The organism is Thiomonas sp. UBA7699 (assembly GCF_002482605.1).
Taxonomy (GTDB): Bacteria; Pseudomonadota; Gammaproteobacteria; order Burkholderiales; family Burkholderiaceae_C; genus Thiomonas; species Thiomonas arsenitoxydans.
The window spans coordinates 93,877-118,566 of the sequence record NZ_DLGH01000010.1; the positions used below are offsets into that span (position 1 = coordinate 93,877).

21 protein-coding genes and 2 pseudogenes are annotated in these 24,690 nt (G+C 61.1%); 8 read left to right on the forward strand and 15 right to left on the reverse strand.

The window, feature by feature from the left end; all coding sequences use genetic code 11:
• Position 1: 1 nt before the first annotated feature.
• The gene (locus tag B3H47_RS04530) at positions 2-169 is read right to left on the reverse strand and encodes a DUF6726 family protein (RefSeq protein ID WP_013122315.1); all 168 of its coding nucleotides are present in this window, start codon (positions 167-169) and stop codon (positions 2-4) included.
• 178 nt (positions 170-347) lie between these two features.
• Between B3H47_RS04530 and B3H47_RS04535 the strand changes: the two genes are divergently transcribed.
• On the forward strand, positions 348-1,088 hold the full coding sequence (locus B3H47_RS04535; RefSeq protein WP_013122314.1) for an acetoacetate decarboxylase: 741 nt from the start codon (positions 348-350) through the stop codon (positions 1,086-1,088).
• A gap of 474 nt (positions 1,089-1,562) precedes the next feature.
• Positions 1,563-2,042: an Lrp/AsnC ligand binding domain-containing protein gene (locus tag B3H47_RS04540; RefSeq protein ID WP_013122313.1), complete on the forward strand. Its 480-nt coding sequence runs from the start codon at positions 1,563-1,565 to the stop codon at positions 2,040-2,042.
• Positions 2,043-2,105: 63 nt separating this feature from the next.
• On the opposite strand, the gene B3H47_RS04545 is transcribed toward B3H47_RS04540, so the two are convergent.
• Together B3H47_RS04545 and B3H47_RS04550 are read right to left on the reverse strand one after the other, a co-directional pair.
• Complete coding sequence (locus B3H47_RS04545) at positions 2,106-3,395, reverse strand: MFS transporter (protein WP_013122312.1); 1,290 nt, start codon at positions 3,393-3,395, stop codon at positions 2,106-2,108.
• A 165-nt stretch (positions 3,396-3,560) separates the two neighbouring features.
• The gene (locus tag B3H47_RS04550) at positions 3,561-4,931 is read right to left on the reverse strand and encodes a chloride channel protein (protein WP_041608344.1); all 1,371 of its coding nucleotides are present in this window, start codon (positions 4,929-4,931) and stop codon (positions 3,561-3,563) included.
• A 282-nt stretch (positions 4,932-5,213) separates the two neighbouring features.
• Here B3H47_RS04550 and B3H47_RS04555 point away from each other — a divergent pair, with 282 nt between their 5' ends.
• A complete protein-coding gene (locus B3H47_RS04555; protein WP_013122310.1) occupies positions 5,214-6,005 on the forward strand; it encodes a hypothetical protein in 792 nt (263 codons plus the stop codon).
• Between the two features lie 92 nt (positions 6,006-6,097).
• Positions 6,098-7,489: a bifunctional UDP-N-acetylglucosamine diphosphorylase/glucosamine-1-phosphate N-acetyltransferase GlmU gene (gene glmU, locus B3H47_RS04560; protein WP_041608545.1), complete on the forward strand. Its 1,392-nt coding sequence runs from the start codon at positions 6,098-6,100 to the stop codon at positions 7,487-7,489.
• On the opposite strand, the gene B3H47_RS04565 is transcribed toward glmU, so the two are convergent.
• The gene (locus B3H47_RS04565) at positions 7,476-7,955 is read right to left on the reverse strand and encodes an Lrp/AsnC family transcriptional regulator (RefSeq protein ID WP_013122308.1); all 480 of its coding nucleotides are present in this window, start codon (positions 7,953-7,955) and stop codon (positions 7,476-7,478) included. The two genes, glmU and B3H47_RS04565, sit on opposite strands and share 14 nt — an antisense overlap.
• 148 nt (positions 7,956-8,103) lie before the next feature.
• On the opposite strand from B3H47_RS04565, the gene glmS reads away from it, so the two are divergent.
• On the forward strand, positions 8,104-9,939 hold the full coding sequence (gene glmS / locus B3H47_RS04570) for a glutamine--fructose-6-phosphate transaminase (isomerizing) (RefSeq protein ID WP_013122307.1): 1,836 nt from the start codon (positions 8,104-8,106) through the stop codon (positions 9,937-9,939).
• A 429-nt stretch (positions 9,940-10,368) separates the two neighbouring features.
• Here glmS and B3H47_RS15300 read toward each other — a convergent pair whose 3' ends face one another.
• The 9 genes and pseudogenes from B3H47_RS15300 to B3H47_RS15365 all read right to left on the reverse strand — a co-directional run bounded on the left by B3H47_RS15300 (position 10,369) and on the right by B3H47_RS15365 (position 18,922).
• Positions 10,369-10,863 carry a HEPN domain-containing protein gene (locus B3H47_RS15300; protein ID WP_349681458.1) on the reverse strand — a complete coding sequence of 165 codons (495 nt, stop codon included), beginning with the start codon at positions 10,861-10,863 and terminating at the stop codon, positions 10,369-10,371.
• Between the two features lie 114 nt (positions 10,864-10,977).
• Positions 10,978-11,553, reverse strand: a pseudogene (locus B3H47_RS15305) (hypothetical protein); the annotation flags it as partial.
• The gene (locus B3H47_RS15325; RefSeq protein ID WP_414718225.1) at positions 11,529-11,849 is read right to left on the reverse strand and encodes a hypothetical protein; all 321 of its coding nucleotides are present in this window, start codon (positions 11,847-11,849) and stop codon (positions 11,529-11,531) included. The pseudogene B3H47_RS15305 and the gene B3H47_RS15325, both read right to left, overlap by 25 nt.
• 61 nt (positions 11,850-11,910) lie before the next feature.
• Positions 11,911-13,902, reverse strand: a complete 1,992-nt coding sequence (locus B3H47_RS04580) for a hypothetical protein (RefSeq protein WP_286986203.1) — start codon at positions 13,900-13,902, stop codon at positions 11,911-11,913.
• Positions 13,899-14,528, reverse strand: coding sequence for a hypothetical protein (locus tag B3H47_RS04585; RefSeq protein ID WP_286986204.1), 630 nt, complete (start codon positions 14,526-14,528; stop codon positions 13,899-13,901). Before B3H47_RS04585 ends, B3H47_RS04580 begins: the two co-directional genes overlap by 4 nt.
• A complete protein-coding gene (locus tag B3H47_RS04590; RefSeq protein ID WP_286986205.1) occupies positions 14,525-16,114 on the reverse strand; it encodes a VPA1262 family N-terminal domain-containing protein in 1,590 nt (529 codons plus the stop codon). The genes B3H47_RS04585 and B3H47_RS04590 overlap by 4 nt, the downstream gene beginning before the upstream one ends.
• 57 nt (positions 16,115-16,171) lie before the next feature.
• A complete protein-coding gene (locus B3H47_RS04595) occupies positions 16,172-17,227 on the reverse strand; it encodes a DUF3800 domain-containing protein (RefSeq protein ID WP_286986206.1) in 1,056 nt (351 codons plus the stop codon).
• Positions 17,228-17,627: 400 nt separating this feature from the next.
• Entirely contained in the window at positions 17,628-18,602 is a 975-nt protein-coding gene (locus B3H47_RS04600; RefSeq protein WP_286986207.1) for a hypothetical protein, read from the reverse strand.
• On the reverse strand, positions 18,599-18,922 hold the full coding sequence (locus B3H47_RS15365) for an H-NS histone family protein (protein ID WP_422664342.1): 324 nt from the start codon (positions 18,920-18,922) through the stop codon (positions 18,599-18,601). Before B3H47_RS15365 ends, B3H47_RS04600 begins: the two co-directional genes overlap by 4 nt.
• Positions 18,923-19,272: 350 nt before the next feature.
• Here B3H47_RS15365 and B3H47_RS04610 point away from each other — a divergent pair, with 350 nt between their 5' ends.
• Genes B3H47_RS04610 through B3H47_RS04620 form a run of 3 tightly spaced genes read left to right on the forward strand, consistent with a single transcriptional unit; the run spans position 19,273 to position 22,854 of the window.
• A complete protein-coding gene (locus B3H47_RS04610) occupies positions 19,273-21,027 on the forward strand; it encodes a TnsD family Tn7-like transposition protein (RefSeq protein WP_286986208.1) in 1,755 nt (584 codons plus the stop codon).
• A gap of 46 nt (positions 21,028-21,073) precedes the next feature.
• Complete coding sequence (locus tag B3H47_RS04615) at positions 21,074-21,442, forward strand: helix-turn-helix domain-containing protein (protein ID WP_286986209.1); 369 nt, start codon at positions 21,074-21,076, stop codon at positions 21,440-21,442.
• Positions 21,439-22,854 carry a TniQ family protein gene (locus B3H47_RS04620; RefSeq protein WP_286986210.1) on the forward strand — a complete coding sequence of 472 codons (1,416 nt, stop codon included), beginning with the start codon at positions 21,439-21,441 and terminating at the stop codon, positions 22,852-22,854. The genes B3H47_RS04615 and B3H47_RS04620 overlap by 4 nt, the downstream gene beginning before the upstream one ends.
• A gap of 38 nt (positions 22,855-22,892) precedes the next feature.
• Here the strand turns inward: B3H47_RS04620 and B3H47_RS04625 are convergent, their stop codons facing one another.
• Together B3H47_RS04625 and B3H47_RS04630 are read right to left on the reverse strand one after the other, a co-directional pair.
• Complete coding sequence (locus B3H47_RS04625; RefSeq protein ID WP_286986211.1) at positions 22,893-24,185, reverse strand: AAA family ATPase; 1,293 nt, start codon at positions 24,183-24,185, stop codon at positions 22,893-22,895.
• Positions 24,169-24,690 (reverse strand): annotated as a pseudogene (locus tag B3H47_RS04630) (hypothetical protein); the annotation flags it as partial. The pseudogene B3H47_RS04630 and the gene B3H47_RS04625, both read right to left, overlap by 17 nt.

Here is a 24,690-nt window from a genome sequence, read left to right on the forward strand (position 1 = left end):
GTCACGGGTCGATCACGTCGGCGCAGACATCAGTCGGCGCTGCGGCCACATGGCCCACGACGGGCACCATTTTCAGACCCGCCGATGCGATGCGGCAGGGTGCGGCCACGACACCGCAACCGGCAAGCGCCGGGGCCGCAAAGATCAATGCAATCAAGAGTCTGGACATGAGGTGGTGGTTTCAGCTGATCAGGTTCATTATGCGGGCAACTGAACCGAGGCTGAAGCAAACCGCCTTGCGCGGAACCGATGACCTCGTCTTCACACTGACAGTAAGACGGGCCCGGTGAGATCGGGCGCGCCCAATTTCAGAACGACATCCCGCAGCCCTGACCAAAGGACACCTCATGAAAGCCGCCGACGTTGCCAAATCCGCCTTTTCCATGCCCCTCACCAGCCCCGCCTACCCGCCCGGCCCTTATCGTTTCATCGACCGCGAGTTTTTCGTGGTGACCTATCGTACCGATCCCAAGGTGCTGCGCGCCATGATTCCCGAGCCGCTGGAGCCTGCGAGCGATCTGGTGAAGTTCGAGTTCATCCACATGCCCGACTCCACTGGGTTTGGCGCGTACACCGAATCCGGCCAGGTCGTACCCGTGCTCTACAAGGGCAAGCCCGCCACCTATCAGATTGCGATGTACCTCGACGACGAAGCGCCGATTGCCGGTGGGCGCGAGATCTGGGGCTTTCCGAAAAAGCTCGCCAAGCCGCATCTCAGCGTGGTCGCCGACACCCTGCTGGGCACGCTCGACTATGGCCCGGTGCGCATTGCCACCGGCACCATGGGCTACAAACACCGCGCGCTCGATACCGCCAAAGTGCTGGCCTCGCTGCAGCAGCCCAACTTCCTGCTCAAGATCATTCCCGATGTGGACTGCACCCCGCGCATCTGCGAACTGGTGCAGTACGACCTGGAGGACATGGTGGTGAAAGGCGCCTGGGAAGGCCCCGCTGCGCTCGAACTCCACGCCCACGCGCTGGCCCCGGTGGCATCGCTGCCGGTGCTCGAAGTGGTTTCGGGTGTTCACATCATCACCGACCTCACCCTGGGTCTGGGACGGGTGGCGCATAACTATCTCAAACCGTGAATGTTTGGAGCGCCCCCAGACCTGCCGCGTTCGCGTCAGGCCCCCCGAGGGGGATGAGGCCCGCGGCTCCAAGCTGCCCTGTGGCAGCTTGGACGGAGCCGAATCCGAGCGGCTTGCAAGCCGCGAGGTGGACAAAAAAACTTGGGGCGGCCCGGCGTTTTCTCATGAGCCCCGGGCCAAACCCGTCAACCTGACGGCTCGGGGGCCAGTGAACAGTTCGTATTAGCGGTGTATAAAATCAAGTTGCGCGTCAATCCGGAAATGGCACCGATTCCCCGGCAATGAAGCACTGTTTACGGGTGTTGCCCTCTATAAACCGGAGTGATTGTCAGGCAATTGTCGCTAGACTTCGACTCGCATGACACTGATGCGCTAAATTTCAAACCTCCACTAATACAACCGTTCACACCGAGGCCATGATGAACTCTCTACTGCCCTGCCTGCAGCTTCCCACCCCCACCGCGGAGGCTCGCCATGTCTGAAAAAATTGGCGGCATCGACCGCATCGACCGTCGCCTGCTCGATCTGCTGCAGGAAGATGGCCGCATTGCCAATCTGCGTTTGGCCCAACTGGTCAATCTTTCGCCCACCGCCGTGCTGGAGCGTGTCAAGCGGCTCACGCGTGACGGTTTCATTCTCGGCTACGAAGGTCGGCTCAACCCCAACCTGCTCGGCGCGAGGCTGATGGTGTTCGTCGAAGTGCAGCTCGACCGCTCGGTGGCCGACAGTTTCGAGAAATTCCAGTCCGCCATCAAGGTGCGCCCGGAAATTCTCGAATGCCATATGGTGGCCGGCAATTTCGACTATCTGCTCAAGGTGCGCGTGGCCGATATGGCGGCCTACAAGACGTTTGTCGCCAACGTTATCGCCAACCTGCCCGGCGTGCGTGAAACCCGCTCGTTCGCCGTGATCGACGAGGTGAAGAACACCACCCGGCTGCAAGTTGAACTCTGACCGTCTTGCGGCCGAGAGCGGCGGCAAGGCGCGCGCGAATCTGACTGGTTCGCGCGCGCTTTTTTATTTTTGCGTTTTCGGCGTGAGCAGCACCAGCACGGCGCACAGCACCATGAAGGCAGCGAGCACCAGAATGCCGCCGTTGGTGCTCTGCGTGGTCTGCTTCACCCAACCGATGATGGACGGGCCGAAGAACCCGGCCAGATTGCCCAGCGCGTTGATCAGCGCAATGCCTGCCGCCGCCGCGGTGCCCGCGAGGAAGGCGTTGGGCAACGCCCAGAACAGCGGCAGCACCACCATGATGCCCACGGTCGCCAGCGTCAGCGCCACCATCGCCAGCGTGGTGTCGGTGCTCCAGAACGTGGAGAGCACCAGGCCCACGGCGCCGATCAGTGCGGGAATAGCCACGTGCCAGCGGCGCTCATGGCGTTTGTCCGAGCTGCGGCCCACCAGAATCATCGCCACCACCGACACGCCGTAAGGCAGCGCGACCAGCCAGCCGATGGTCAGCGGATCGGTCACGCCGGTGGACTTGATCAGCAGCGGCAGCCAGAAGCTCAGGCCGTACAGGCCGATGACCACGGAGAAGTAGATCAGCGCCATCAGCCACACGCGCGGATCGGCCATGCCCTGCAGCGCCGAGTGCGCTGGCTTGGTCTGCGCCTCCTGGTCGAGCGCGTGCTGCAGCGCGTTTTTCTCGTCCGCGTTCAGCCACTTGGCATGCTTGATGCCGTTGTCGAGATAGAACAGGGTGACGATGCCCAGCACCACGGCCGGCAGGCCTTCGAGCACGAACAACCACTGCCACCCGGCCCAGCCGTGATGACCGTGGAAGTGGTGCAAGATCCAGCCCGACACCGGCCCGCCGATCAAGCCGGACAGCGGCACCGCGCTCATGAACCAAGCGGTCATCTGGCTGCGCCGCGCCGCCGGATACCAATAAGTGAGATAGAGGATGATGCCCGGAAAGAACCCGGCCTCGGCCACGCCGAGCAGAAACCGCATCACATAGAACTGCGTCGGCGTGGTGACGAACAGCGTGAGCGCGGAAATCAGCCCCCAAGTGATCATGATGCGGGCGATCCACACCCGCGCGCCAACCCGGTGAAGAATGAGGTTGCTCGGCACCTCGAACAAAAAATAGCCGAGAAAAAAGATGCCCGCGCCGAGCCCGTACACCGCGTCGGAAAACCCGAGGTCGCCCTTCATCTGCAACTGGGCGAAGCCAATGTTCACCCGGTCGAGATAGGCGACGAAATAGCACAAGATCAGGAAGGGAATGATGCGCCAGCCGATGCGGCGATAGACCGCTTCGGCGGGCGGGGCTGCGGGCGTTGCAGGATGTGTTGCCATGAAAGTCTCCTTGTCGTTGTGATTCAAACATGAGGGCTCATGAGAAAACGCCGGGCCGCCCCAAGTTTTCTCATCCCCCCTCGGGGGGCCTGACGCTTCGCGGCAGGTCTGGGGGCACTCCATTCAGCCCATCAAACCCGGTTCAAAGCCGGGATCAGCGCGCAATCAGCGCGGCTTTTCATCCACCGCCACGGCCACTGGTTCGGGCTGCGGCGTGTGGCGCAAGGGCGCAAAGTACTTCTGCTCGGCCAGCGCTTCATACAGCGGCGGGGTGAACAAGTTCGCCACCCGGCTGCTGATCAGCGCCGTGGCCATGAGCGGAATCACCAGCCCGCCGCCGTTGATCATTTCCATCACGATAACAAACGAAGTCAGCGGCGACTGCGTCACCGCTGCAAGATAACCGACCATGCAAATGGCCACCAGGGCCGACTGCGGATACTGCCCGAACCACTGGCTGACCCACTGCCCGAACCCCGCGCCGATCGACAGCGAAGGCGAGAACAGCCCGCCGGGCAGCCCGGTGATGTAGGACAGCACCATGGTGAGCCACTTCACCAGCGGGTAATACCAGCTCACCTGCTCGCCGTGATTCATCAGCAAATGCCGCGCCTGCTCGTAGCCGCTGCCCCAGGTCTGCCCGGCCGAGGCGATGCCGATGATGGCCACCAGCAGGCCCAGCCCCGCGCCCCACGCCAGCGGCGAACGCTCGCGCCAAGCCATCAGCTTGGCAGGAATCCAGCGCACCTGTTTGAGCAAGGCCAGATTGAACGCCGCCCCGGCCAGACCGCAGACCACCGCGGCGATGACCACCGGCAAGACGAAGGCCAGCGGAAAAATGTCCGGCGCGGTGATCTGTCCGAAATACAGATAGTTGCCCGCCAGCGCCAAAGAGACCAGGCCGGAGAACACGATGCTGGTGATGAGCACGCCGTTGGTTCGCACCTCGAAACTGCGGGTGAGCTCCTCGATAGCAAACAAAATCCCGGCCAGCGGGGTATTGAACGCACCCGACAGACCCGCCGCCGAGCCCGCGAGCAACAACAGGCGCTCCATGCGCAGCGAGACGCGCGGATAAAACCGCCGCATCTCGATCATGATGGACGCGCCGATATGTACCGTCGGCCCCTCGCGGCCCAGCGTCAGGCCGCCCAGCATGCCCAGTAGCCCGAGACCGATCTTGCCGATCAAGATGCGCAGACCGAACAGGCGGCGGATGCGGGTGGGGTCTGGCTGGCCATGCAGCGCCGCAATCACCTGCGGAATGCCGCTGCCCTCACTGCCGCTGAACCATTTGCGGGTCATCCATACCGCGCCGCCGGTCAACGCCGGGGTGATAAGCAGGGCCAACCACGCCCTGCCGTCGATCCAACCCAGAAAGATAGCCAGCACATCGTTGGTCCAGTTGGCGAACTGCACCGCTGCCAACCCCACCAGGATCGCCCCCACCCAGAGCACGCCGTAATTCAGCCACGATCTGCGAAGTTCTTTTCGTGTGAGTCGCCAAATCGCAGCGGGGCGGTAACGAGCATGCATAGGGAACAAGAATAGCGGGGCGGCGCGCACGCGCCGTAAAGGCCAAGGGCCCTGGTATACGAATACGCATACGGATGAAGCGAAAAGCGTCATGGTGCGCAACCCACCACCATACTGCACGGGGTAAATCTCAATAGAAACAGAACGTTGCCTGTGTCCCTTCGTGCAACTCAGGCATTGCACTTAAGGGTTTTTACGCACTAGGATAACCCCGCATTTTTGACAAAAGTTAAAACACAGACGCGTTCACAACCGCTGACACCTTGCGAGAAAGCCTTACTCATGCGTTCCCTTCATCTGCTCACCGTGCCGGAAAAACTGCTGCATACCGGCTTCATTTTTCTGGTCTGCATCGGCTTGCTCTGTGCCGAAGCCTATCTCTACGTCACCCACGCCGGGCTGGACGGCAAGACCGGGGTGACCCTCAAGGACATCCAGATTTCGTACTACGGCAATCGCGACAGCAGCAAGCTGCAAACCGTGCTGCCCACCATGCTCACCAACGCGGGCGTGCCGAAAGAGCAGTGGCCGCAACTGCAGAAGACCATCGACACCTGGGTGGTCGGCGGGCAGACCAAGGCCGGCTACGAGACCGAGATCAAGCCCATCCTCGCGCAACACTGCCTGATGTGCCACAGCGTGGCCATGAGCAAGCAACTGCACAACCCGCCGCTGGCTTCGTATGAAGACGTGAAGGCGGTGGCCAAGGTCGACACCGGCATGTCGTACAACTCGATGCTGATGACCGGCATGGTGCACCTGACCATGCTGGGGCTGATTTTCTGGGTGGCCGGCTGGCTGTTTTTGCAAACAAGGGTGCATAGCCAGATCAAGGCCATTTCGGTCATCACGCCGTTCATCGCCATGCTGCTCGATTTTTCCGGCTGGTTCCTCACCAAGCAGAACCCCGACTTCGCCTGGTTCGTGCTCATCGGCGGTGCGCTCTCGTGCCCCATCGCCATGATGGAGATGGGCGTGGCCCTGTTCGATATGTGGATCGGCCTGCCCAAATTCCTTATGCAGCGCATCGTGACCGAAGTGCCCAAGACGGTGGTGCGCACCGCCACAGCCTGATCATTTTTACGTTTTGCCGACCCCGCTGATGCGGGGTTTTTCATGCGGCAAATGGCGCAGCAGCGTCACCGGCGCTCCTTAGAATGCGCGGCATGACGATCGCCCAAACCCCCTCCTCCGCCCTTTCCGTCGTCGTCCTTGCCGCAGGCAAGGGCACGCGCATGCGCTCCGACGCTCCCAAAGTGCTGCAGCCGCTGGCGGGCAAACCGCTGCTCGGCCATGTGCTCGATACCGTGCATCACTTGGCAGCCGAGCGCGTGGTGGTGGTCACCGGTTTCGGTGCGCAGCGGGTGCAAGAGGCCTTTGCCCATCAGGCGCACCTGCGCTTTGCGCTGCAGGAACCGCAGCTCGGCACCGGCCATGCGGTACAGCAAGCCCTGCCGGACCTGCCGGGTGACGGCGTGTGCCTGGTGCTCTATGGCGACGTGCCGCTGGCGCCCGCCGCCAGCCTGGCGCCGCTGGTGGCGCAGGCGCAGACGGGCGCGCTCGCCCTGCTCACCGTCGAGCTGGACGACCCGACAGGCTATGGCCGCATTCTGCGTAGTGCCGACGGCGCGGTGCAGGGCATCGTCGAACACAAAGACGCCACGCCGACGCAGCGCGCGGTGCGCGAATGCAACACCGGCATTCTGTGCGCGCCCCTGCCCGCCCTGCGCCGCTGGCTGGGCCAGTTGCGCAACGACAACGCGCAGGGCGAGTACTACCTCACCGACGTGGTGGCCCTGGCCGTGGCCGACGGTGTGCCGGTGCGCGCCTCCACCGTGGCCGACGCGGACGATGTGCTCGGCGTGAACGACCGCAGCCAGCTCGCGCATCTGGAGCGCGTGGTGCAACTGCGCACTGCGCGCCGCCTGCTCGACGCGGGCGTCACCCTGGCCGACCCGAGCCGCATCGACGTGCGCGGCGCGCTGCACTGTGGCCGCGATGTGTTCATCGACGTGGGCTGCGTGTTCGAAGGCGAAGTGCATCTGGCCGACGGCGCCCGCGTGGGACCCTACGCCGTGCTGCGCGATGTGCGTGTGGGCGCGGGCACGGTGGTGCATCCCTTTTGCCATCTCGACGGCGCGAGCATCGGCGCGGGCGCGATCATCGGCCCCTTCGCCCGGCTGCGGCCCGCCACCGCCCTGGCCGATGGCGTGCACATCGGCAACTTCGTCGAAGTGAAAAACGGCACACTGGGCCCGGGCTCCAAGGCCAACCACTTGAGCTATGTGGGTGACGCCACGGTGGGCGCGCGGGTCAACATCGGCGCGGGCACCATCGTCGCCAACTACGACGGCGCCAACAAGCACCGCACCGTGATTGAAGACGATGCGCACACCGGCTCCAACTCCGTGCTGGTCGCGCCCATCACCATCGGCGCGGGCGCGACGGTGGGCGCGGGCTCCACGGTGAGCAAAAACGTGCCGGCGGGCAAGCTCACGGTCGCGCGCGCCAAGGCCGTCACCCTCGACGGCTGGACCCGCCCGGTCAAGAAGAAATAAGCCCAGGCACGCGCGGCGCGAACTTGCTGCGGTGCACCGAAAAAAACGCGCGCACATTGCGCACCTGATTCGCCGCGGTAAACAACCGGTGCACCAGGGCGTGATAGGCCGCCATGTCCACGACCAGCAACACCAGCACGAAGTCCGGCCCAGGCGACACGCGGTAGCACTGCTGCACCTCGGGCACTTCGGCCACCAGCGCCTCGAACGCCGCCATGCGCTCGGCCGCCTGCTCGGCCAGGGTGATCTCGACAATCACGGTCAGCCCCGCCCCCACCCTTTCGGGGTTGAGCACCGCGATGCGCCGCTCGATCACCCCCGCCTCCACCAGCCGCCGCACCCGGCGCAAACAGGTGGGCGGGGTGAGGTGGGCGCGCTGCGCCAGCTCTTGGTTGCTCAGCGCGCAATCCTGCTGCAGCACATCGAGCAAGCGCCGGTCGGCCTCGTCAAGTTCAATCGATTCCATTTTAATTCCATTTTTTAGTCATTTTTGCAATTTTATTCCATTCACCAATCGCGGTGGAATCTGCAATCATTTTTCGTGAAATATTGCCGACTCATTTCACAGCCGCCTGCCTATCATGGCAGCCAACGCAACCCTAGGGAGTCTGTTCATGTGTGGAATCGTCGGCGCCGTGGCGCAACGCAATATCGTTCCGGTGTTGATCGAGGGCCTGCGCCGCCTGGAATATCGCGGCTATGACTCCTGCGGCATCGCCGTCTATGCCGACGGCCAGTTGCAGCGCGCCCGTAGCGTGTCGCGCGTAGCCGAGCTCGACGCGCAAACGCACGACCTGCAAGCCTTCACCGGCATCGCCCACACCCGCTGGGCCACCCACGGCGCGCCCACCACTCGCAACGCGCACCCGCATTTCTCGGCCGGGCCGAACAAGACGGCGGAGTCGGCGCACATCGCCGTGGTGCACAACGGCATCATCGAAAACTACGAGGCGCTGCGCGCCATGCTGAAGTCAGACGGCTACCAGTTCGAGAGCCAGACCGACACCGAAGTCATCGCCCACCTGATCGATCACCTCTACGCCGGCGATCTGTTCGAGGCGGTGCAGGCCGCGACACAGCAACTGCACGGCGCGTATGCGATTGCGGTATTCAGCCGCGAAGAGCCGCACCGCATCATCGGCGCGCGCGACGGTTCGCCGCTGGTCGTTGGCCTGGGTCAGAACGAAAACTTTCTCGCCTCCGACGCGCTGGCGCTGGCCGGCACCACCGACCAATTCATCTTCCTCGAAGACGGCGATGTGGCCGACCTGCAACTGGGCAAGGTGTGGATCGTCGACCGCGCCCACAAGCCCGTCGAACGCGAAGTACGCACCATCACCGCCTACACCGCCGCCGTGGAGCTTGGCCCCTACCGCCACTTCATGCAGAAAGAAATTTTCGAGCAGCCGCGCGCCATCGCCGATACGCTCGACGGCATCCAGGCCATCACCCCGGCACTGTTCGGCGCGCAGGCCGAGAGCGTGTTTCCCGCCATCAGCGGCGTGCGCATTCTGGCCTGCGGCACCAGCTTCTACGCCGGGCTCACCGCCAAATACTGGATCGAATCGATCGCCCGCGTGCCCGTTGAGGTGGAGGTCGCCAGCGAATACCGCTACCGCGACTCAGTGCCCGACCCGAGCGCACTGGTCGTCGTCATTTCCCAGTCGGGCGAAACCGCCGACACCCTGGCCGCGCTCAAACACGCCAAACAACTCGGCCACACCCACACCCTGGCCGTGGTCAACGTCGCCACCAGCGCGATGGCGCGCGAAACCGCCATGCAGTTCTTCACCCGCGCCGGCGCCGAAATCGGCGTAGCCTCGACCAAGGCGTTCACCACACAGCTTGTCGCGCTCTACCTGCTGGCCGGCGCACTGGCCCGCGCCAAAGGCCGTCTGAGCGACGAGGCCGAAGCCACCATGCTCACCTCCCTGCGCCACCTGCCCGCCGCCGTGCAAAGCGTGCTGGCGCTGGAGCCGCAGATCATCGCCTGGGCCGAGCAGTTCGCCCGCCGCGAAAACGCCCTGTTTCTCGGGCGCGGCATGCACTACCCCATCGCCCTCGAAGGCGCGCTCAAGCTCAAGGAGATCACCTACATCCACGCCGAGGCCTACCCCGCGGGCGAACTCAAGCACGGCCCGCTGGCCCTGGTGACCGAAGCCATGCCCGTGGTCGCCGTCGCCCCGCGAGATGCGCTGCTCGACAAACTCAAGAGCAACCTGCAGGAAGTGCGCGCCCGCGGCGGCGAGCTCTACGTCTTCGCCGACGCCGACGGCCAGATCGAAGCCAGCGAAGGCGTGCACCTCATCCGCCTGCCCGAACACTACGGCGCGCTCTCCCCCATCCTCCACGTCGTGCCCCTGCAACTGCTGGCCTATCACACCGCCACCGCCCGCGGCACCGATGTGGACAAGCCCCGCAATCTGGCCAAGAGCGTGACGGTGGAGTGAGATGAGCAAGACTTCGATATTCCTGTTCCGTGCAATTAAAGTCGCAAACAGCACATTAAAGTCGCTAACAACGATCAAGGCAGAATGCGGGCTCGCGAGGCATGCACATGAAGTCGCAAACAGCGACCACGCAGCGTCGCGGCCTGAGGGCCGATTTGGCCCCACGCATTGCACTGCTGGCATGGCACTGGACATCGCGGGCGATACGGGGACTGGATGTCGCGCAGGCTATAACCACGCGTTATCGAGCATGCAATTTTGCTGACCCTTGAGTGACAACCCAAGGATTAGGCCCGACACTCCAGTCGCGGGGAGCTTTCCAGCTCCGAGGGTACTTTTGACCGAAACCGCCAAAGGCCCGGACATCGGCCTTTGCTGACGTTCGTCTGATGAGCGATTGGGGGCTGCAATGTCCTGGTTACCTGCCGCTCAGGTCAAGAGTTTTTTCAGCTCGGATAGACGCGCTGCGTAGTTGACGCGATATCGACCGAACGGGTGGGACATCGTGGTCCCTTGCTTGATCCATTCCGCGATGTCCCAGCCCGCCTCGATCAGGTCCGAAGCAGCGAAGACAAATTCCAGCGTATCGGTAAAAAAGATGGGCTGATCAGAATGAATTTCGTAGCTAAACTTACCCGGCGTGCCATGCACGTAATAGTTGCGACAGTCGACCGCTTGGTCAGTGACCAGCTCCAAATTGAGGAACTTCGTACCTACAGCGTCGACGATCAACTTTACACGGCTGCGGACTTTACGCTTGAGGGAGGGCTTTCCTATACGGCCAAGCGCGTTGAGGATACTGTCCCTCTCAGGACTTGATGGCAATGCCTTGAACGCCTTTCGCGCTGCATCCCTTGCCTCCTTCAGTGCTGGCGGCAATTCCTCGGCTGTTTGGCAAGCCGAGTCTGGCATGATGTCGAACATGTTGGCTGCCCCGATCAACCGATCTGTGTCGTAGCGATTCTGATATGCCGATGCGGTAGCGTGCCGCGCTCGGGCATTGCGCCACTCGTCGTGGCGTTCAAGCCAACGGGCCAGCACGGTTACAAAACTGTCTGGGTCTTTGCCTGCCTGCAACGGAAGGTCGGCGGGATGAGGCTCCGTGGACTCATCATCTTTATTCCTGCGTGGAGGCAGGGACCAGTAAGCGTCGAGGATTCGGGGACGCTCATCGGTTGAAGCCGTGAGGCGAAAAGCCATGTCCACAATGTTTTGCGGCCGACCAGCAACGACTTCCAAAAAGCGCAACGTATCGATAACAGCCCTAATGGCCGTTTTTACACTCTGCTCGGTCGGGAAACTGATGTTCAGACGGATCGTATTCTGAACATGAATCCCCTTAGGCCCTGGGGAGGAGTAGGTGATGCCATGCGTTGCCGATATCTTGCCGAGTGCTGTGTCGGTCGAAAAGATATCGTGCTTACCCGTAAAGTAAAAAAGGAGTGGGTGTTCGCCAATCTCGATCGTCCGCCCGTACTCCTTGGCTTCAATAATCCTTTCCATGTAAGGGCGTGCATTGATGACTGATCCGAAAGCATCGAAGTCATAGAAGATTGCAGTTGCATCGTCGACCGCAAAACTGACCTCGACTATCTTTCGGTCAGCAGACGTGAGGTGCTCCTCGCCGAAAAGTGCGAAGTGCGGAAAGAAACTCGAGAAATGATAATGATCTTTGCCTCTACTCTAGTACCCCAACCTGGTCCAGACATCGTGATGCAGTCAATTAACGAAACCTTGCTTCGGTCGTGAAACACCCCGACGATGTCCTGACTCCCATGTGTACTGAAAAACGAAGTTGAGTACAGGTCAAGCGAGGTTGCTCCGCTATTAAGCGAAAGCTCGCCGGGCACCTCGACATCAGAAGAAAATTTGAACAACCCAGATTTTCGGAAATCCTTGTACTTATCCATAATCGTCAGTCTTTCTGCGAAGGTGTAACGACCACTTTCTGACGCAGCTCTCTTTTTTTGATTATCTGCCGAAATCGTCAAGTGTTTGCAGCTGGGCTTGATCAATAGGGTATCTGCGAGAATGGAATTGGTTTAGCCTCCTGATCGATCGCACGATGTCGGCCAAACTGATCGATGCCGAATTGAGATCGGCCTTCAGTCTTGAAACATCCGGGCCATTGAGCAAGAGAGATTGCAGGATGGCGACCAGTTCAATCACATTGCCTTTTGCTTCTACAAGGAGATCGACAACGGTCGGGGTGTCGTCGGGCTTGAAGATTATAAAATTCACGGATTTACTTTCGTCGCCAGATATCTGCTCCCAAATCATTCTCCTGACCGCCAAGTGTTGGACCACCGAGAGCCATTCATCATGGTTCAGCGTGCTGTCAATTTCCCGCATTTCATGAGCAGCCGAGATAAGCGCCTTATATAAATCGACAAGCGATTCGGCTTCAGGCGAACTGTTGCTGGAACACTGGGACGCGCCTTGATCGAAGATGGCCAGACCGATGCGGAAGAGCAAGAGTAGTAGCCGTCCGGCCTCCGAACGGGAACTGTATTCGTCCGAAGTTGCGTCCGAATCGCCGAATTCCACAATTTCGCGCAAGGTGATGGCGTCATTCCACAGGCCGATCCACGCCCCCCCTGGCGAGGACGATTGCGCTATGGGGTAGGCCAATAAGTTGGCGGCAACCCCCGGAGTTTCCTTGTTCAAGGTTGTAAGCAGGTTGGCGTGGTCGCGTAGGAGCCCCCCGTTCCTGCCCGCCCAGTCGTCGGGCGCAAGGCGCCATTCGTTTCCGAAATCCTCCCAGGCAGGCACGGAGATGTGCTCGTTATAGGCAAAGGAGGACCGTGCGCAGCGGTAGCACCAGGATTCCCATGAGGCAGCATCTGCTGGACTTGTTTGCGGCAGAGCGCAATTTCCCAGATTCCGCCCAATCGCATCAATCAAGGCGTCATCGGCAAACGCCGAGGACTTTACGTCGGCGGTGTCTTTTGATGTATGACTCAGGACTTGCCGCATGAGCCAGGGCGTCCAGCGAGAAAAAATTGCGGATGCATCCTGGCGCGCAGCCAACGCGGCTGCGATAACTTCGGCAGTATCGGCAACTTGCTGGCTGATCCCGTGAAGCTCGTCAGGCGTTGGGGCTGGAGTTCTAAAGTTCTGCCGCACCTGCAACAGCTGGTTGCGGGCTTCGACCAGAAGCAGCGGCATCAGGACGGAGCCATTCCATTTTCCATCATCCTCGAAAGCAACTGGTGCCGCCGCAAGCGTTCGCTTCCATTCCGAGAATCGCGGAGAGAATGCGCCTATACCCGCCACGACGAGTAAAGCGCTGACGAGATAGGGATTGGAAGAACCCGACAGTGTACGAATGAATTCGTCCGGGCTCAGTTCGTAGAACACTTGGAATAGCGGAAGCACATCCTCGTAGTTCATGAAGCCATGCCAGCCGCGCAAACCCCACCATATTTCGTCGAGCTTGTCCTGGCATTCATTCCAAGAGGTCCATGCAGCGGATCGTTCTTCATTGATGCGATCCGATTTAGATTGCAGTGAGAAGTTATCCAGCCCTGCAAAAGCCTCTCGGGCAAGCGCTACATAGTTATGGCAGACCGGGGAATTCACGTTCACATACGCCGTCATAGCTTCACCCAGCCAATGTGCGAGTTGCCAGGAGTTGTACTTGAACGTACTAACCCTGCCCCAGGTATGCAACGAGGGGGCTTTGGCGAGGGCGGCTGCGCAGGCGCAGGTCATCAGCAAGGGCAGGCTATCCGCATAAGCTCGTAAATCGGTCGCATCAACTACTGAAGTCATGCGCAGTTCGAGTTCGGCAAGATCGCCATCCTGTTCCACGATCCAGCTCACGACATCATCGAAGGCTCGTGGCAGACCACTTGGAAACGCGTTCAACAGTGTAAGAAAGTCCTGCTTAGTCTTGAACGAAGTGTCCGCAATCATTTGTCGCTGTACGGCGTGGCGTTCGCTCGGCCATTGCTCGTTCATTTCCGTCCCCCCGCGTTCCAGATTTCCTCAAAGAAATCGATGGCGCCATGATCCGCTGCCCGCCAGCCCCGGCTGGCGGCGCTGACAGTGGCATGGAAACCGCCTGCCGTTCCGCCAAAATGCCATAGCTCGTCGTCGACGATGGCGAAGCGGTCGTGGATGTAATTGCAGCACGCTTGTGTGAGGTGCATCCTGATCTCGATGCGACATTCCATCTCGCGCCGCGCTACGTGGTTACTGATTGCCCGTGCCTGTTGCTGGAATTTCTTCAAATCGTCGTCGCCAACTTCTTTATGCCGCTTCGTCAGCAACCGAATATCGCTAGCGGCAAGCCATAAAGGTAGCCAAGTCAAGATTTTGTCGACTCGATCTGTCGGACTCCCCTTCCCTTCGTCGGGCATCAGCAAATATTCGTCGACGATCCAGACGCGCTCCTGGGCGTCAGCCACTGCCTTGCCGAATTTCTGCAATGGAACAGGGTCGTTGGAATACTTTCGTTCCCAAGCCGCCGTTGATGTCGGGAAGCTGTTTTGGCCGCCTTCCTGGCTGCCCCAGAGAATTTCCCTGGCCGGAAATGGACGCTCCGCCTTGGGGGAGATAGCGATGTCGAGCCCAAACTTCTTCATGACGCGCTGTCTTCTTGATGCTTGGTTTGGCGCTGTCTGTAGTCGTCAAAAGGTATAGCTTGCCTCCGCATGCCTTCGAGTTGACCAATGACCTCATCCGGGTTGGGCAGCTTGACGATCAAGGATGCCTTGTCGCCCAAGGTGTTCAGCGAGTTGCCGAGGAACCAAACGGCATCATCGATCACCAAAAAGCGGTCGTGCAGAACGGAGGACTGAAGCACGTAGGTCTTGGCAGTGACTTTTGCGTCCTTTTCCAGTTGAGCAAGCCGCTGGCTGAAATCGTCAATTTTCGATGGCTCCTGCGCCTGGGATTTGAATGCAAGGCCGGAGGTCAGCAAGGTCACGGTGGTCGTTTCTGGATTAACTGCATAGAGGAATTGCCCCAACTGCAATCCAGCGAGGTAGGGATCGGCGATCATGACTCGGGTTCTTGCCCGCATCAGTTCGCCCTGGACAAAGCGCATGGCTTCCTCGCGGGAGCCATCGGAAAACCAGCGCTGGCCGTATTGCTTGGCACTGGCAATCTTTTCACGGTGCGCGGCCGCAATGGTGATACGTCCGCCGACATTGGGAACGCGCGCCGCGTTGCCAATGAGGCTCTGTGTAGAAAGTGACGAGCGTTGAGCTGCTTGATATTCCATGCGTAGCGAGTTGGCCGATTCACCGGTTTGGACACTGACCCTCATGCCCCCACTCGATACAACATGTGAATTGAAGCCGATTTGGCGAACGAATGAATAAGGTGGGCTATAGGCAAGCACACCATGCTCCGGGTGAGTCACCACATAGCCATAGCTCCCGATGCAGTCCCCTTTGTCGATATCCAGAATGCCATCGGCGGGGATGTCATAGGTGCTGAGATCGGTCAGCAGATAGGCTTGTTCGTCGAAGGTGGTGAGTTTCAGGCCCGCAAGCAATGCGCCTGCACGCGGGACAAAACGGTAGAAAATGCGTTCGCCGCTATCGGCAGTAGCCGGAATCATGAAGTGATCGATTTGCTTGAGCACGGGGTCCGGCGCGACTAGGGCAACGCTACCCAGATATTCCCGGTACAGTCGCAGATCGACATGCAATCGCCTGGCAACAAAGGCCACGGCGGCATCATCCGCCAGCATCACGTCGAAGCCGTCCTGGCCGCCGAGACGGCGGTGAATGCGAGCGGGCGCATTACCGATAAAGGGCGCGGGGTGGCTGCGCCCAGAATGGAAGGCAAACATCCCCTCACTCATCGGCAGGCCGAGGTGCGGCCATGTCGGGTTGTCAGTCAGGTTTGCGGTTTCTATCCTGATCCCATCGTACCGGCTATCGCGTTCTTCGGCCTTTGATGGAATGGGGGTTGTGTCTTCGCCAAGCCCGAGGCTTCGATACCAATCGACTGCATCGTGAACGGTCAGCAATGCGCGGCGAAAGAAGACGTTCTCGCCGGTCTTTCCGACAGCATACCTATGTGGTTGCCCCTGCATCGGGGGTGGCAACGGTCTGCCACGAGGAAGCAGGGACACGGTGGCAAAAAGCAGCCGCCCAGCTTGTCCTCTTTGCCTTTGCAGGGTTGCCAGCCGTATGACGGCACCTACGTAGCTGTCCACGTTTAACACTAAATGCTTCCTTTATGATGGGTAACTATCGAATCAAATGCAGCAGTTTCACGAAATTTTCGTAGTGAAATGCGTGGCGAAGTAGTCGATCATTTCTGCCGCCTGCGTCCCTTCGCGTAACCGCTTCTGTTCATCAAAATCGATCGACGGCACCAAGTGGATGAACTGGTCGTCGGCGTATAGCGACATAACGGCTTGCGGGTCCAGCAACGATGGGCGCAGGCCGTTTAGTCCGTTTGCCGCTTCGACGACAGCGCCGATCATGACATCGGCGATCTGCACAGCTGGACTGGTCTTTGAATCGACCTGGGTAACGGACGACAACTTGAGGGGGAAACGGATGCTCGCAATCTGCGACGACCTGAATTCGACTGCATCCTGATGTTCGATGTAGCGCTGCAGCAGGTCGTGGTACGTGAGCAGGTTTTTGGACTGGTCATGCTCGACCCGGTACGGACCCGCTGCCATCACTTCCATCCGGCTGATCAGGGACTGGAGAACCACCATTGCGGCATCGGTGGAGACGCCCGGTGTGGCAATCGCGGACAGACATTCGGGCGAGTTCTGCGCTAGAGGGCCCAACGCTTCCGGCAGTTCGCGCCAATTGAGCTGCCTAGCCGCTTTCACTAACGCATCCAAGGACTGCGAAGTCTTTTCCTTGACCGCCCGTTGGAAAGCCGCAAGCAGATAATCGAATGGCGCTTTGCCAAGTAAAGTGGGCCCGACGGTATGCAGCAATGAAGCCAAGGCGTAGTTCTGGCCATCTTTGTAGAAATCGTGTCCGCGTTCGTAGTAGAACGGTTCGACGGCATAGTCCAAGAACATGAGGAGCAGCAGGAAGCGCTTGTCGCAGACGTAGGTTACGCACTTGTGCTGCGTGAGCACGGCACGTTGCAACTCCATCAATGGCTGTCGGTAGCCGGGCCGGCGTGCCAAGGCGTGGTACTTGAGCTCGGGGGCCTGCAGCTTGGGGAAATGTTCTCGAATCAGTCGTGCAGCTTCATCGTCATCGATAGACACCGCTGCCGCACCTTGAAAGCGCTGTGCCGCGTTGAGCAGATCGAATCCCGTGTAGCCACTCTCGTCGATGTGAAAGCACTCCAATTTGCCCGCCCGCCCTAATGCCTATACCAGTTGTGTAGATGTTCCATCTGCCCAAGGCATACCGCTATGGCATATACGATAAACGATCACAGCCATATTTTGAACGATTTGAATTGCTTCTGACTATCGTAATTCAGGCGAAGTCTGATTAGCATCCAAAACCCGTCGCTCAAACCTGAAGGGTTGAGTGGCATCTATGGCCGAGGAGCGGACACAACGCCAACATTTCCACTTCGCCCGTTGCCGCCTATGCGGTTGGTCGACAACATCGCGAGCCTGCGAAGCGAGCGCGATCGTGCGTTTTCAGCCTAGGGTTGGGGCTGTAGGCGTCGGACACATCAATGCGCCTTCAATGCACCCGATGAAACCGCTTCGGCGATTGGGTTGCGAGCGGAGGAAATCAGCCGCCTTGATTCAAGCGATCGGCTTGCCTCTCGATCGCCTGCTGCTTTTGGTCCTCGGCGTTCCAGGCACTCTCCGTGTTGGCGAAGTCTTGCCGCAGCGCACTTACCGTCGCCTGGAAATTTGCATATGCCGTCGAAAAATCCCCGCAAATCGGCGTCAACGCCTGACCAGTGCAACCGCAGTATTGCTGCGCACGTGCGATGTCCTTCTGTGCTTCTGGGTAAGTGATCTTCCCTCCGGCATATCCGAACGACGATTCCAGAGTTTGCAACCCGATTTGCGCTTGGTGGAACGCAACGGACATTTGCGATATTCCGACGTCGATCTGTGCCCGCGCAACTCTGTTGGGCGGTTCTCTTGCCTCATCATCCAAAGCGGCCTGCATCTTTGCCGTCAGCCGGGCATAGGCCGCGGACAATTTGGGCATGCGCCGAAGATGCACGTCCGCATCCCGCACGTAGTGCCGCATCCAGGCGGTGACGTCTTGGATGGCATTTTGCGTCTTGGCCATGGCGTCTTTCGCCGCCTTGGCCGCAGCCGCCTCGCTGGCCCGCGCGGTCAATTGCTGCACGTGCCGCGAATAGACCGCCAGGCTGGATCGCCGCAAAATCAGATCAAAGCTGTTCCCTCCAGACCCGCCGGAGAGCTGCACCGCCCCAACCTGAATCGTCCCGGACATGGGTATCGCACCGCCCAGGAACTCGGCTGGCTTCAATGTCAGCACGAGCGTGTCCGCGTTGACGGCACCGGAAACCGAGGCATTCATGCGATTAATTCCGATGCCGTCACCCGACAGGATCACCTGCTCGAAATGCCCGAGCAGCGCCCCATCCGGACGCTCGACGATCTGGAGAAGATCTGCCGCGTTTGCGTGCAAACCGACGTAAGTGCCGGAGAGATTGCCGGCACTGGCGACACGACCCGCGGCAAACAGGCCCAGCAGCGCGATGAGCCGGAACGCGCGCTTCATTGAGCAACTGACCAGACTGGGTTAAAGCGCGAAGATTTCCATGCCTTGTCCCGCGGCGATGGCGTCGGCCAGCCAGCGCGGTTGCTTGCCCCGACCCGACCAGGTTTGCCTGGTCTGGGGTGGCGATATTTCGGCGCGACCTTGGCGCCCTTCGCTGCGCTCAGGCCGCTTCGGCCACCGATGTCCGCCACGGCGATGCCGTATTCGTCCATCTTGGCACAGATGTCGACGATCACGGCGGCAACTTCCGCCTTGCCCTGGGCGGCGGCCTGCTGTTGCAGGGCCGCGATTTGTTCCTGGAACTCCTTGAAGCTACGCATGCAGTTTTCCTTTCAATTATGGACGTCGCTGGTATTGCGGCGATGAATAGCCGCAACACTACCCAACGGAAATATCCAGGTCAACTCTCTTATATTCAGCCAACCTCCGAATGGCGGGCCATTCTGCGTGCGCAAGCCGCACCTCGCCGGCCATTCGATACCTAGCCTACGCGTGCCTCGATCCGCGCATCGCCCTCGACGCGCTGTTTCGGCTCCACCCGCTCGGACCTTGTCGAAATTTCGATCGCCGAAAGCAAGGGTTCGACAGACGGCCGCAAACGCATGAGCAGAAGATGCGCCCGTAAGAGTCCGATTACGCTACTTGCAGCCGCAATTCACGAGGCGCCACGATGGAATCCAGGAACCTTGATCTCCCGGTCACACCGTCGCTGCAATGGCTCCCGGACGAATCGCTGTTCAGCCTTTGCAGCCGCCATCACCGACTCTGGGGTCATCCGCACGCCTGGCAGACCAGCCAGCTGCTGTTTGGTGGGCGCCGTGCCGGCACGCAGCACGACTTTCCAGCGTCGCTGGATGATCTGGCTGATCGAACCGGCGGGCAATGGGGCACGGCCGAGTCGATTGCGACCGCTCGGACGCTGCTTCGCTTCTACCTGCCGTTTCTCGACGAGCAGGAGGCACGGCAAACCGTCTCGGCGATGCGGAGTCGATCCGTCGCGCACCTCAAGTTCCGGCTGGGCCTCCTGACCAGTCGGTTTCGGGCACACCACCCGCTCAAGGCCTGCCCCGATTGCATGCAGGCCGACCACGTCGCGCACGGCTGGGCGTACTGGCATCTGGCGCATCAGTATCCCGGCGTCTGGATCTGTCCAGTGCACGAAGCTTCCCTACTCGAGAGCACCGTCAAGTCGACGGGCGTCGAGCGCTTCCATTGGCACCTCCCAACGAAGGAGACGCTCCGACCCATGGGCACTTTGCAGCCGTCAATCGCGACCTCCCGCCTTCCTGTACTGGCCCGATTGATCTGCAGGGTCGTCGACTGCGAGCGCCCAGTCGGCTGGCTCGGCGGAGCCACGATGGAACAGGCGGTTGAGGCGGCGTTCGCCGCGCGCGGCTGGGTCACACCGCAGGACCGATTGAGAATCGATCCCAGCGCACACGATTTCTTGGCCTATTGCACGCAACTTGTCGGACCAGACGAATTGCGGGCGCTGCCGACCACAATCAGCACGGCGCGGTCGCAGATCAGCCGACTTCGGCGCTCCATCCTCGAAGGAACCCATCCCCTGCGAATTCTTGTCGCGGCCTCCTGGCTGTTCGGTGATTTCGGATCTCTGCTGGCCGCGATCGATACGGACCATGCGACTCTGGCGGTGGCTGCGCCCGAGACCGCGTCCAAGGGTTATGCGGACAGCGCTCAAGATCGGCGACACGGAGTCGTCATCGAGGCAATGCGTTCCGGACAATCCGCCCGCACCGCAGCAGCGATGGTCGGCATCAACATCGGCACGGCCCGGGCCTGGGCTGTGCGCGCCGGACTTACCGTGACACGCCGCCCCAAGATCCTCACCGCTTTGCGGCTTGGCGCTGTCATCGCCGATCTCACCGTCGGCGCCGACAAACAGGCCGTGGCCAGCCGGCATGGCGTGTCGGTTGCGACGATCACGCGCGTCCTGCGCACCGAGGTCGGCCTGCGCGCGACCTGGCGACAAGCCCAGTGGGACGCTGCGCAACACCGGGCGCGCAAGTCGTGGCTGGCGACGCAGCACGATCATCCTGGTGCGGGCATCAAGCTGCTGCGGGCACTGGATCCCTCAGCGTATGCGTGGTTGTATCGCCACGACCGCGCTTGGCTGAAAGCCAACGGTCCGCCACACCACTTCGCCGATCCGGGAAGTCGCCGCAACGCGGTCGATTGGCTCGAACGGGATCGATTGCTTCGCGACCACATCGAGCGGGCCGTGCTGCAGCTCGGCACGGCGCATCCCGGCCAGCGGTTACGTCTCTGGCAGATCTATCAAATCGTCCCCGACCTTCGACCGAAACTTCGCGTGCTGCACCGCCTACCTTTGACCAAGCAGCTTCTCGAGCACGTTATCGGGCGCACCATGCCGAGTCCGGACGATGCGGCACTGTTTCCCTGAGACCGCCGGAGTTGCATGCATTTATGCCTATTGCTATGCTTTATGCATGCTTCAATCGAACCTCCAAATCCGCGTCGCCTGGGTCGCCGAGATCTGTCGAGAACGGCATATCAGCCAATCCCAGATCGCCGAGGCCGTTGGCGCCAGCCAATCACAGGTCAGTCGCATCCTGAGTGGAAACAGCCAACGGCCCTCGCGGCTGCTGGAGGATGTCTGTCTCTATGTCGAGCGCCAGGTGGAGGGCGTCACGGCGGACGCTGTCCGGCGCAGCGATGAACTCATCGAGGCCGTTCGCAGCACCTGGGACGGCTCGGCGGCACACGCCCGTGCGTTGTCCACCGTCATCCGGTCTCTGGCCATCCTCCGATCTGCCTGCGATGCCCGGGAACATCGGCCTCCCGAAACGTCCGAATGAACATCCTGCGACCGGCAGTCCTGCCTGACGAATTCGCCCTGGGCTACCACGGGCGCGTCATGCGGCTCAACGGCTGGCTCGGGCCGAAGGAGGCGGCGCGACAGTTGGCGCTGTGGGCCGGCGCAGTCGGCAGCGGCAAATCGAACCCCGCCGTCGTTGAATTTCTCGCCCAGGTTGCTGGTCTGGCGCCAACCCAATTCGTCCGACGTCACTCGCTCCTGGGCTTCAAGCGCGCCTTCGCCGCGGAAAAGGAATCGCCCGCTTTGGCCCACGGCGCACCCGAATCCCGCGAGACCCTGCGCATGACCGGCATGCAAACCGCGCGCGACGGCAGCTTCTTTTGTCGACAGTGTGTCCGCGAGGATCTCGATTTCCACGGATTCAGTTACTGGCGGCGCACCCATCAACTGCCGGGCGTGTTCTGGTGCGACAAACATGGCTGCGCGCTGTGCTACAGCGACGCGACGGATGGGCTTTTGCGTTCCCCCGCGGAATTCAACGCGCGGTGCACAGCGGTGGACGAGGCGTGGGTCGCACGGCTGCAGGGCAATCCTTTGATCGCCCGATTCCTGGCGATCTGCACCGAATTAGCCGATGCACCGGCGCCGCTCGATGAACGCGACGTCTCATCGCTGCTTCGCAAGCGTGCGGCGAACGCCGGCTGGCATGTCGGCCGAGGCACTGCAAGGCGCCCTCACCTCACGGCGCTGCTGCGCGAGCGCTTTGATGCCTCATGGCTCGCGACCGTTGTTCCCGATATCGGTGCATCCGATCGCGCACGGCCCCTCAGCATCAGCGTCGATCGCGCGCTGCTCGGCAAGCGCCTGCGGGTTAGTCCAGCGGTTTATGCCGCAATGCTTGCCGCGTTGTTCGGATCCGCAGATGAGGCCATTTATGCCCTGCATTCCAGTCGTGCTGCCTCACCGGTTGCCGATCCCGGTGGAACCGACTGGCCGCGCGACATCGATAGTCTGCGCAGGATCTATGTCGCGCATCGGGGTGACGCCACCGCAATCGGCGCGGCCATGAGAACCAGTCGGGGCAACGTTGGACGTCGCCTCAAGGCCATGGGATTGCCTTCGCTGGGCAGTCCCGCACAGTGCCGCCTTCGCGACGCGGCATGGGCGTTTCTCGTCGACGGTGAGTCATTGCTCACCGCATCTCAGAATGCCAACATCCCGGTGGACGAACTGGAACAGCTTCTGCGGCTGGCGGCCGCGCCGTTGCAATCGGCGCTTGGCGAGATGCAAGAACCAAGGGGCCGATCCAATCGGTCTGCATCTGTCAGGTACAAGCCTGCCCGACCTCCGGGACAGGCCGTTTCGGCCGAAACCGTTCCAATCGGGTCGGCGCCAGACGCAGACGCTGGAATGCCATCTGCCCAGGGCTCAACCTGTGCGCTTTGGGCTTGACAGCGACGCTTTAACTCGGCGGCGGTTGCAGGTGCAAGTCAGGTTCGCGCCGTAGATCCCGCCCAGAACGCATTCCAGACATCGTTATCCCGCGGCATCAAATCCTCGTAGCGCCGCATCAGCCGGGGGTCTCCGCTGCGCAACGCCGCAACGGCCGGCGCCACCGGCGCCAGAAACGTCTCGGCCGCCCGGCGCAGATCCTCGGGGCGAAGGGCATCGTCGCGGCGCTCGAAGGCCACGCGATGTGCACCGACCCACAGCGCAATGATCAGCCTAGGAACGCCCGCCGTGAGCTGGAGCATGAGTTCATGAATGTCGTCGACGGATAGACGCTTTCGCAGGTATTGATAGCGTCCCAGCTGCGCCAGAAACATTTGGTAACGCTCGTCATCTGCCAATCGAAACTCGTCCAGCCGGTGGCTGCCAGAGGTGACGAAGCGTTGCAGGTTGCTTGAGCGTTTGTTCAATGCAGCAACGCCATCGTTGGTGCCGGACAGAATCACCGGGATCTGCCAGGTGTTGGTCAATGTCAGGATGGCCTTCAGGGTTTGGTCTTCAATCAGGCTGAGCTCGACATGGTCATCCACAGTGGAACTCTTCCTGGATCGGCGCTGCGCCAGCGTCGGCAGGCGGAAGAAGTTCTGCACCTCGTCGATGTGCAACACCCCCAGAAAGTGCGACGCAGCCACCTGCCGCCATTCGTCTAGCATGCGCGCTCCGTCGCGGCGACCACGCGCCAAGGCGGTCTCGAATCGAGGCGCATGGCCCGGAACGCAGCGCGCGAAGACATCGTCCCAGGCGATCATGAGATTGGCCGCGAAATCGGCGAGGCGGCCACTCGCAGGGGCGTCGACAGACAGCCAGACGACCTGATGGTGCGGCCCAATCAGTTTCGGGAAGCTCTGGTGACTAACGATCTGCTGCGGATAACAGCCAAAGGCCCGGCGAATCGCCTCCGTTTTGCCGACGCCGGAGTGCCCGACGACGACGGCCGCCATGGGCACGGCTTGCGGTGTCTGGGCGCGCATCGGCTCATTGCCGACGATGGCCCATGTCGACGCGCGCGACGGGTGCCGGTAACGATAGCCCTGGCGCAGCATCAGATCGATGGTCTCGGCAACACGTGCGCCTTCGGGCGACGGGATATGCAAGTCCCGAACCGACATCAGATGGTGTGGTCGGATGTGCAGCGGGACCGCGGCGATCTCGTCAGGGATCGGTGGCAGGGTCAGCGTGCGTTTCAGCACCTCGGGCCGCGACAAGATCGGACCGAGCGGCTCGACCAGGATGTTGCCCTCGTACGGATCACTACGGTTAGGCGCCGTCATCATGGTTCTCCTCATCACGCATGGTTCCGAGGATCGCTCGCATCGCTTCCAAGTAGGATTCATCGCCCGCGTCTGCCGCTGGCGGGCCGCCGTCGTCAGGACCGGTGGGGGCCGGTGGATTGGCGTTTGCGGCAATCTCCATCTGACGGGCTTCGGTCAGCGTAGGCGTCGCGCCCGGGGCACGGCCCACTGCCTCGGCGGTTAGTGCCGACGCTGCGTTGACGATGTCCTTGCGGCGCTGCCGTGCCGCAAGCCGCAGGAGGGTCCGCTGATGTTCCACGTCACCTCGACGCGCCTGGGCATACGCGTAAGCGTCGGTGACTTCGTCAAAGGTCAGCTCCGGCGACGCTGTCGACTGATCGGACAGCTGCAGTTCCAGCATCCCCGTCCCGTCCATATCGGGCGTCCAGATCTTCGCGACGGTCCCGGGGAAGTAGTGGATCGGCAGGTCGCTGACACCATAGTTGCGTGCGACATCGATCCACTGTAAGCGTTTGCCGAACCCATC